Annotated in this window: 9 protein-coding genes; 5 read left to right on the forward strand and 4 right to left on the reverse strand. The window is 36.6% G+C overall.

What is annotated here, in order from left to right; all coding sequences use genetic code 11:
- The first annotated feature begins 130 nt into the window (after positions 1–130).
- On the forward strand, positions 131–1450 hold the full coding sequence (gene brnQ2, locus V7024_RS15800) for a branched-chain amino acid transport system II carrier protein BrnQ2 (RefSeq protein ID WP_335521596.1): 1320 nt from the start codon (positions 131–133) through the stop codon (positions 1448–1450).
- 424 nt (positions 1451–1874) lie between these two features.
- Here brnQ2 and V7024_RS15805 read toward each other — a convergent pair whose 3' ends face one another.
- Both V7024_RS15805 and V7024_RS15810 read right to left on the reverse strand, forming a co-directional pair.
- Entirely contained in the window at positions 1875–2873 is a 999-nt protein-coding gene (locus V7024_RS15805) for an ABC transporter permease subunit (RefSeq protein WP_335521598.1), read from the reverse strand.
- Between the two features lies 1 nt (position 2874).
- Positions 2875–3789, reverse strand: coding sequence for an ABC transporter permease subunit (locus V7024_RS15810; RefSeq protein ID WP_335521601.1), 915 nt, complete (start codon positions 3787–3789; stop codon positions 2875–2877).
- Between the two features lie 412 nt (positions 3790–4201).
- On the opposite strand from V7024_RS15810, the gene V7024_RS15815 reads away from it, so the two are divergent.
- From V7024_RS15815 to V7024_RS15830, 4 genes are all read left to right on the forward strand, one after another.
- Positions 4202–5305, forward strand: coding sequence for an efflux RND transporter periplasmic adaptor subunit (locus V7024_RS15815; RefSeq protein ID WP_335521603.1), 1104 nt, complete (start codon positions 4202–4204; stop codon positions 5303–5305).
- Entirely contained in the window at positions 5302–5976 is a 675-nt protein-coding gene (locus V7024_RS15820; RefSeq protein ID WP_335521605.1) for an ABC transporter ATP-binding protein, read from the forward strand. The genes V7024_RS15815 and V7024_RS15820 overlap by 4 nt, the downstream gene beginning before the upstream one ends.
- Positions 5977–5978: 2 nt before the next feature.
- Positions 5979–7160 carry an ABC transporter permease gene (locus V7024_RS15825; protein WP_335521606.1) on the forward strand — a complete coding sequence of 394 codons (1182 nt, stop codon included), beginning with the start codon at positions 5979–5981 and terminating at the stop codon, positions 7158–7160.
- A 241-nt stretch (positions 7161–7401) separates the two neighbouring features.
- Positions 7402–8547, forward strand: coding sequence for an LCP family protein (locus V7024_RS15830; protein WP_335521608.1), 1146 nt, complete (start codon positions 7402–7404; stop codon positions 8545–8547).
- Between the two features lie 180 nt (positions 8548–8727).
- Here the strand turns inward: V7024_RS15830 and V7024_RS15835 are convergent, their stop codons facing one another.
- Positions 8728–9024 carry a rhodanese-like domain-containing protein gene (locus V7024_RS15835; protein WP_335521610.1) on the reverse strand — a complete coding sequence of 99 codons (297 nt, stop codon included), beginning with the start codon at positions 9022–9024 and terminating at the stop codon, positions 8728–8730.
- 15 nt (positions 9025–9039) lie between these two features.
- Positions 9040–9402 (reverse strand): rhodanese-like domain-containing protein, encoded by a 363-nt coding sequence (locus V7024_RS15840; protein ID WP_335521612.1) that lies wholly within the window; start codon positions 9400–9402, stop codon positions 9040–9042.
- Between the last annotated feature and the right edge of the window lie 52 nt (positions 9403–9454).

A 9454-nucleotide genomic window follows, 5' to 3' on the forward strand; every position in this document is an offset into this window, starting at 1 on the left:
AAGTAACTGAGTAGTTACATCTTTTAAAAATTAACTGTTGCTTTCTAGTCATCAGACCTTTAAAATAAAAACATCAATTCGACAAATTATTCGAATTTTCGACAAAAACATCTAGGAGGACTTCTATAGAATGCGTACAACTTTAAAACCCTCCCAAATTCTCTCGATTAGCTTATTGCTATTTGCGATTTTCTTTGGTGCTGGTAATATGATTTTCCCGCCCCTACTTGGTCTTTCATCTGGCGAGAATATGTGGGTGTCTATCGCAGGATTTGTAATTACCGATGTCGGTTTATCACTATTAGCAATTGTTGCGGTTGCATTAGCAGGCGGCAGCTTCAAAACACTTGCAAGCCGTGTTCATCCAAAATTCGCAACAATTTTAGCCATCATTATTTACCTTTCTATTGGACCGCTTTTCGTTATCCCGCGTACAGGATCTGTTTCATACGAAATCGGCATTGTACCGCTTTTCCAAGATCACTGGTATTCTATGTTGCTCTTTACAGGAATTTTCTTTACGATTACCTACTTCCTATCGTTAAACCCTTCCAAACTAGTGAATCACATCGGAAAAATTTTAACACCTATTTTACTTATTATTATTGCGGTTATGGCAACAAAAGCAATTCTTTCACCAACAAGCTCGTTCGCTACTCCGGTTGGTGACTACAAAGACATTTCATTTTTCAAAGGTTTCTTAGAAGGATTTTTAACATTAGATGCAATTGGAGCACTTGTATTATCTAGCATTGTTGTAAATGCGATTCGTCAAAATGGAGTAACTGATAAAAAAGCAATTACGAAATATACGATTATATGTGGAAGTATTGCGGCGTTATTTTTAACAGTCATTTATTTCGCATTAGGCTATATCGGCGCATCAAACGGACACCTTGGACAATTTGAAAACGGCGGTCAACTATTAGCGACGATTATGTACAATTTATTTGGGACAAGCGGTAACATATTATTAAGCCTAGCTATTATTTTCGCTTGTTTAACGACAGCAATTGGCGTTGTGAGTGCATTTGCAAACTACTTTTCGAACGTATTAACAAATGTATCATACAAAAAACTTGTACTGTGGGTTTGTATATTTAGCTTTGTTGTTTCGAACTTAGGATTAAGCTTATTAATCAAACTAACACTACCAGTATTAATTATCCTTTATCCAATTACAATTATCTTAATTTTCGTATCGTTTATTGATAAATACACGAAAAGAAAACCGAGTGTATATGTAGGCGCCATGATTGCGGCCTTTATTATAAGCTGCATTCATGCCCTTGATAACATCGGCATGATGCCATCTGCCATTTCATCTCTTGCAAGTGCAATTCCATTTTACAACTTAGGAATTGGCTGGATTGTTCCAGCAATTATCGGTGGTATTGTCGGTTACTTCATTCCGCAAACACAAACAGAAGGTGAAGTTTCTGCAAAATAAAAAGACTAGGAATCCCTAGTCTTTTTATTTTGCTTTTAACATATAAGTCATTGCTACACAAAACACAACATGCTCTGCACTCGCTTTCCACCTTTATTTTGAAACATCGCACGTGGCAGAAATAGGCCCTGACCGCTTCTATGCACGGCCAGTTGCTCTCACCCACCTAAAAAAAGAGGGTTTTGAACTTACATTATAACTACTCAGCCATACATTTCATTTAGAAGTTTGGTAAAGAGTATAATTCCAGCGAAAATACGCCCCTTATTACCTACACCTCGCTGCCTTTCTTTGTTTTAAAATTTTGCACGTGGCAGAAAAAGGCACTAACCGCTTCTATGTATGGCCAGTTCCTCTCATCCACCTAAAAAAGAGGGTTTTAAGGGTTTTAAGGGTTTTAAAGCTTTTAAGTTTTTTTAGTCCCTTACATCGTGTGCTTAAACACAAACAATTCTTCCTTCGTTTGTGTTATAGATTGTGTCGTTTCTACTTCTTCCCGCTCTCTTCTCTCCCCTAGTCTTGCTTTCGCTATCGCATCCTGGATACATTTTACAATCATATTCCCTGAAAAAATGGTTAATCCAAAACAGGTAATCGGTACAAGAGGAATCCATGGATGCACCGATAAAGAACGAAAGTATACCCCAATTAATCCTGACCATTCATGAGTAAAAGAATCGGTCTCTCCTCCATAAAACCTTACCGTTCCTCCAAAGAATAAATCTAATAAACCGAGGTGCAATAAAATAATAAGTGCCTGGACAAACTGCTGCATAAATACAATGACGAAAGTTGGGTACAAATGCGGAAACACGTGTTTTATAAGAAGATGTCGTTTACTTCCTCCTAAAATTTTAGCAGCATCAATAAATTCTTCTGTTAATACGTTACGAATTTCATTGGCAATGTATAAAGAAAGGGTCGGAACTGCGAGAGCCGTTAATAAAGTAATTTCAAACGAAGCTCGTTCAAAAAAAGTTGACATTTCTTCGCCGCTCTCAAAATTAATTGCATGTCGTAATAAAAAGGCTGCAATCATAACCATCGGAATAATTGTGAAACTATCAAAAAAAGCTTCTAATTTTGGAAATCCTCTCTTTACGTACATACCGAGACAAACACCGAAACAAACTCCAAATACAATACGTAACAATGCGATGAGTATCGAAACTCCAATTGTCCATTTTGCCCCTTCAATTACTAAGTTTAGTAAATCAAATCCCTTTCCATCTGTTCCAAGTAAAAACTGAAACGAAGGTGGAAAGGGAGGTACTTCTGGTATTCCATCTTTATTAAACTGAATGGACACCTTCCGAATATGCCCATCATTAAAAATTGTATTTCCAATGCTTAACAAAAGAAATATAGTAATGAATGCACTACTAATCCAAAAGCGCTTATCACGTTTCAAATGTTGCCACATCTTAAACCCTCTCTTTCATTGCATTTGGAACAAAATAATGAAACAACTTAAAAATAATAAAAATCGGTACATAAAGCAGCAGCAAACTAACTGTAAACAGAGGAATACCTGTTGCAAAATCCGCCTCGGCAGCTACTCTTACAAATACAAACATGCCATATGTATTAAACATCCACTCAATAATGTACAGATTGGATAACATAAACCAAATGTTTGTTTTCGCAAAAAAGAGCGTACTTAATAACACATTACGTAAGACATGGTGATTTAAAATATAAAGCTTATCCAGCCCTTTTGCCTTTGCAAATAGAACATAATCTTTTTCAAGTTCCGTCTCAAAACGCAGTAATACGAGTTTTACAAACATAATCGTTGTCGGTGCACTTAAACAAATAATGGGTAACGCTCGAACAGACTTCTCTCCTAGCCCTGAAATACTTATAGCTAAAATACCTGTTTGTTTAAAAATCCAAATAACGAAAAGCTGTGAGCCAAGAATAAGAAGAATATCTGGAATAGATTCAAGAAAGAGTAGGAATGATTTAATTTTCTTTTGAACATTAGCATTACTTCGTAAAACGATGTACACAATGAAAAAAGCAATCAAAAGTGAAATAAAAAAAGCTGCTAAAAAAACAATCATTGTTTCTTCATAGTGAATAAATAGTTGTGGAAATAGTGGTTTTGTGATTGGATCTTTGCTTGGAATTGGACTATTAGTAGCTACCGCATACTTCATCGATGATAGATCCACCAAATTATTGCATACCATCTTAATCGTTTCTATATATTCGTGAAAATCTACTTTTAGGCCTTGAAACAAACCAGGCAACGCCCCTACACAAATAATTCCAATCACCGATAAGAACAATTGCACAATGACTTCCGAACTATGTATAAACACCCTCTTTGCCATATTCTTCTAACCTCAATCCTTTTTCTCCCATTTTACAAAACACTTTCTAAATTGTAAATGTTTTCTGTCAACTATCAGTTTATTTTGTTTCTCTATGAAAAACCCTCTGTATAAATTGCTGCCATGCAGAACAAAACATGCCTGCTCTTGTTTTCTCCTTTTGCTTTAAACCTTGCACGTGGCAGAAAAAACACTGACCGCTTCTATACATAGCCAGTTCCTCTCGCCCACCTAAAAAAGGCGGTTTTGGCTTTTTTCAATTTGTATTCATTTCTCACTTAATCCTACATCTCTTAATTTAAACCTTACAAAAATGTAATACTTTTGTAAGATAAAACAATTTGCCATATTTAACGCCTCCCTTATACTAGAAATTACAGAGACAAAAACGACACGAAAAGGTGAAAATACAATGAAAAAGAAAACAAAATTATTAATTGTCGGTTTAGCAACAATTGGAATTGGTGCTGGTTCTTACTTTGCGTTAGCTGGCGGATCTTCTACACCGGCTATGGCATACAGCGGTTATAAAGTAACAGAAAAGAAAATTGAAAATGCGCAAAAATTTGGCGGCGAAGTTATTCCAAACGGTATCGAAACGATTGCATTTGATCCAACGAAAGGTAACTATGAGCTTGCAGTTAAAAAAGGAGATCAAGTTAAAAAAGGACAATTACTTTTTAAATATAACAACTCGTCTATCAAACTCGAAAAAAGCGAAGCGGAAATGCAAAAGAAATTAGCTGAGAAAGAAGTTTCACTCCTTCAAAAGCAACTAGATGCATCAAAACAAAAACTGCAAACTGCTAAACAATCTGGTGCTGCAGGTGACATGTTAAAAGCTGCTGAACAAGAAGTGCAAGCACAAGAAACGCAGCTGGAAACGAAAAAGTTTGAAGTCGAAAAAGCGAAGCAAATGATGCAAAACTCTCAAGAAAAAGAAAATGCACTGTCAGTAACAAGTCCTGTAGATGGTATGATTGAAGACATTAATAAAGGTACAGAAGAAAAAGCAGCTATGAGTGGTATGACAATTCGTACTGCTGGGCCGTTAAAAGTAAAAGGCCAGTTATCTGAATACGAACTCTCTCAAATGAAAGTTGGCCAAGAGGTTTCTGTTACGTCTAAAACAGTACCAGGAAAAACATGGACAGGAAAAGTAACAGAAATTGGAACAACACCATTAAAGAATATGGATGAAAACAAAACCGTTTCTAATTATCCTTTCGTTATTACATTAGATAATAGTGACGACCTACAACCAGGCTTCCATGTTTATGTAACGGCAAAATCAGGGGAAGCAAACGGTCTTGTTGTTCCAAAAAGCAGTATCGTGAAAAAAGGTGATAAAAACATCGTATTCGTTGTAAAAGGCGGAAAAGCAAAAGAACAAGCCATTACCATTGAGTTTGAAACAGATAGTGAAGCAAAGATTTCTGGTTTGAAAACAGGTGAGCAAGTAATCTCAAAACCAGAAAAAGATTTACAAGATGGTATGGAGGTTAACATGAAATGATTGAATTAAAAGGCATCACGAAGTCTTTTCAAAACGGAGAAGAAATTGTTCAAGTCCTGCATGGAATTGATCTAACACTAAATCAAGGTGAATTTACTTCCATTATGGGACCATCTGGTTCCGGGAAATCAACATTAATGAATATCATCGGCTGCCTAGACAAACCTACAGCAGGCACATACACGTTAGCTGGGCAACATATTTCAAACATGTCCGAAACAGAACTGGCGCACATTCGCAATAAAGAAATTGGATTTGTATTCCAAAACTTTATGTTGCTCCCTCGCCTCAATGCGATGCAAAATGTGGAACTGCCACTTATCTATGGTGGCGTAGATAAAAAAGAGCGACGCGAGCGTGCGTTAGCTGCATTAACAAAAGTAGGGCTCGCGGACCGAGCAACTCACTTGCCAAATGAATTGTCAGGCGGACAAAAACAACGTGTCGCTGTCGCCCGTGCGATTGTGAATAATCCAAAATTCATTTTAGCCGATGAACCGACTGGTGCACTTGATACGAAAACAAGTACACAAATTATGGATCTCTTTTACGAATTAAATAAACAAGGCTCTACTATTATAATGATTACCCATGACCGGGAAATTGGCGAAGCGGCGGCACGCCAAATTGTAATTCGTGACGGAAAGATCGTCCAAGATTGGAGAGGTTGAGTTTGAACTTAAATGAAAATATACGTATGGCCCTTTCCTCCATCTTTGCTCATAAAATGCGTTCGATTTTAACAATGCTTGGAATTATTATTGGGGTTAGTGCGATTATTACCATTATCTCTATCGGTGATGGAACAAATGCGAAATTCCGTGAACAAATCGGGAAAGAAAAGAAAGATCAATTTCTAGTAAACTATAACACAGAAGATTTTTCAGATATGGACGGTAAAATTTCAGGAAGCATGTATGACACTGTCTTAAAAATTCCTGGTGTTCAAGATGCTTATCCCGATGTAAGAAATAAAGCGAAAGTATATGCAGGAAAAAAAGAATTAGATCTTGATGTAATTGGTGCTAAAGGTGATTATTTTGAGGATGCCTCTAGATTTCAACTCGAACACGGCCGATTTTTAACAGCTACCGATTTAGACAGACCAGAACATACAATTGTTTTAAGTAAAGATGCATTCAATAAATTGTTCTCTTCATGGGAACCAAACTTATATATCGATATAAAAGGGACACCTTACAAAGTAGTCGGTGTATATTCCATCAAAGCAACGATGAGTGGTGGGGAATTTAAAGATGGTATCATCTCCGCAGAAAACTGGCCTGTTTTATTCGGCAAAAATAATTATGATAGTATCACAGTAAAAATCGCTCCTGGTCAAGATAAGCAAGCTGTGCAAGATGCAGTTGTAAAATCATTAAACGACGCAAAAAAAACAGAACACACCGGGAAATTCAAAGTACCAGATCCACAGGAAATGCTAAAAGAAATTGATAACTTCACAGGTATCTTAAAAAGTGTATTCGGTGGTATTGCCGCTATTTCACTATTAGTTGGTGGTATCGGCGTTATGAACATCATGCTCGTATCCGTCACAGAGCGTACACGTGAAATCGGAGTCCGTAAAGCACTCGGTGCAACGCGTGGAAAAGTATTAATGCAATTTCTTATTGAATCTTGTATTTTAACAGCGTTAGGTGGCTTGATTGGATTCGTACTCGGTATCTTCTTTGCCTGGATTGTATCCATATTCGCAGCATGGCCGCTCGTTGTCTCAATAAAATTAGGCTTAATCTCGGTTGGGCTGTCCATGTTAATCGGTATTGCATTCGGCTTACTTCCAGCAAACAAAGCGGCGAAGCTAGATCCAATTGAGTGCTTGCGATATGAATAAAATAAACAAGGTTGCCTTTGGTAACCTTGTTATTTTGTTATATAGTTTAGATTAATTCTCGCCTACCTAAAAACAAAAGCGCTTTTATTTCCATCAACCTATTACACTACATTACTACCAAAATAGAAAGAAAATTTTAAAAATGTAAATAACTTGTAACATTCTTTTCTACAACAAAGAATTATAATTAATTGTTGCAGGGACTAAACTAGCTCCCATTATGGATGAAGGAGTACATAAAATGGATCAAAAAACGGATTTACGTGAAAATAAGCATAAAAAAAGCTATAAGAAGCTAAAAATCGCAGGGCTCATTATTGTCTTGCTTTTAATCGGTGCTGGAAGTTATACATGGTTTTTAGTAAATAAAGCATCTTCCGCTGTTCGAAATGCCTCTCAAAATTTAGAACGTGGTGAAAAGTCTGAATTACGCGAACAAGCGGTCAAACCCGTTACCAATAACGTATCTGTGTTAATTATGGGAATTGATGAAAATAAAGGACGCGAGAAACTATACGCCGGTGCATTTCATCCGGATGCATTGTTACTTGCAACGTTTAATAAAGATAGTAAAACAGTAAAACTAGTAAGTATTCCACGTGATACATACACATACGTTCCAGTAGAGCAGAAAAAAGATAAGATTACACACTCATATTCACGTGGTGCTATAAAAAATGGAAAAGACGGTGGACCTCAAGCTACGATCGAATCAGTAGAAAAACTATTCAACGTCCCGGTCGATTATTTTGTAAGGTTTAATTTTAATTCTTTCATAAAAGTTGTCGACGATTTAGGAGGAATTGACTTAGATGTACCTGTTACATTTACAGAACAAGATAGTAACGATACAGCTGGTGCGATTCATCTTGAAAAAGGGTACCAACATCTAAACGGAGAACAAGCCCTTGCGCTAGCAAGAACGCGTAAAATTGATAGCGATGCAATGCGTGGCCAACGTCAACAGCTTGTTATTGAAGCGATTGTTAAAAAACTAGCCAGTGCGGGATCCATCACAAAAGTAGGAAAAGTTATTGATGATATTAATGGGGAATTTAAAACAAACTTCTCATTTGATGATATGTTATCATTCTACAAATATGGTATAAATTCTTCAATTGGAAAACTTCAACTAGCTGGAGAAGATTGCTATATGGATGAGGATAAAGTTTGTAAACCTACTTACGCTCCGAAACATACGTATTACTACATGCCTGATCAAAAAAATATCGCCGACCTATCAAAACAGCTCCGCGAACATCTTGGGCTCCCTGCTGATGTAAATTCTGTAGCGCAAGATAAAGATACGGATAACAAACAAAACCAAGAGCATGAACAACAAGCCGCGCAAAAAAAGACAACGACTAGTGAAACAAATGGCAATTAATATAAACATATCAAAAACCGCTGAATAATCAGCGGTTTTTTGTATATTCACATTTCCGCATCCGCTAAAATGACGCGCCCACCGATTTATCGGCGATATTTATGATATATCACCGATTCGACACAATTTAAAGATTCTTCGACGATGTTCGACAAACATCACTGTAACTCAATCAGCTATTTACTCTGTTTTCCCTTCCCAAGTTAGCATACCACCGGTCATATTGATGACTTGGAAACCATGGCTTTCTAAAAATCGCACTGCTTGTGAGCTTCTTCCACCAGAACGACATACAATCACGTACTCTTTCTGTTTATCTAAATCATGCATACGAAATTCTAACAAACGAAGCGGAATATGAAGTGCTCCTGGAATTTTCCCTTCCGCAACTTCCTCTACTTCACGTACGTCAATAATGTTTACCACTTCATGATTCATCAGTTTATGTTCTAATTCTTTCGCAGTCATTTCTTTCATTGTCCTACATCCTCCTTAACTCCAAGCGTTCATACCACCTGAAACATTGATAATTTGTGTAAATCCCATTTTCTTTAAAATTTTTGTTGCTTGTTTACTTCTCATTCCGCTCTGACAAATGACGATTACATCTTTATTTTTATCTAAATTACTTGCTTGTTGTACGAGTTCATTTAGGGGCATATTGCGAAAACCTGGAATATGGTTGCCTCTAAACTCCCCTAGTGTACGAACATCAATCAATTGCGTATTCTTTTTCTTCATTTCATCTTTTAATTCTTTCCCTCTTATATTTTTTACTCCCTTAACAGGTAGCAAACGAGAAATAATAAACAAAGAAATCAATGCAATAAAAGCTATGTTCAACACTACATTCATATCCATACCCTCCATGTTCTTACAATCAACATATACCCATATGGGTATATGT

The sequence above is a fragment of the Bacillus sp. JJ864 genome, assembly GCF_036963045.1.
Lineage (GTDB): Bacteria > Bacillota > Bacilli > Bacillales > Bacillaceae_G > Bacillus_A > Bacillus_A pseudomycoides_C.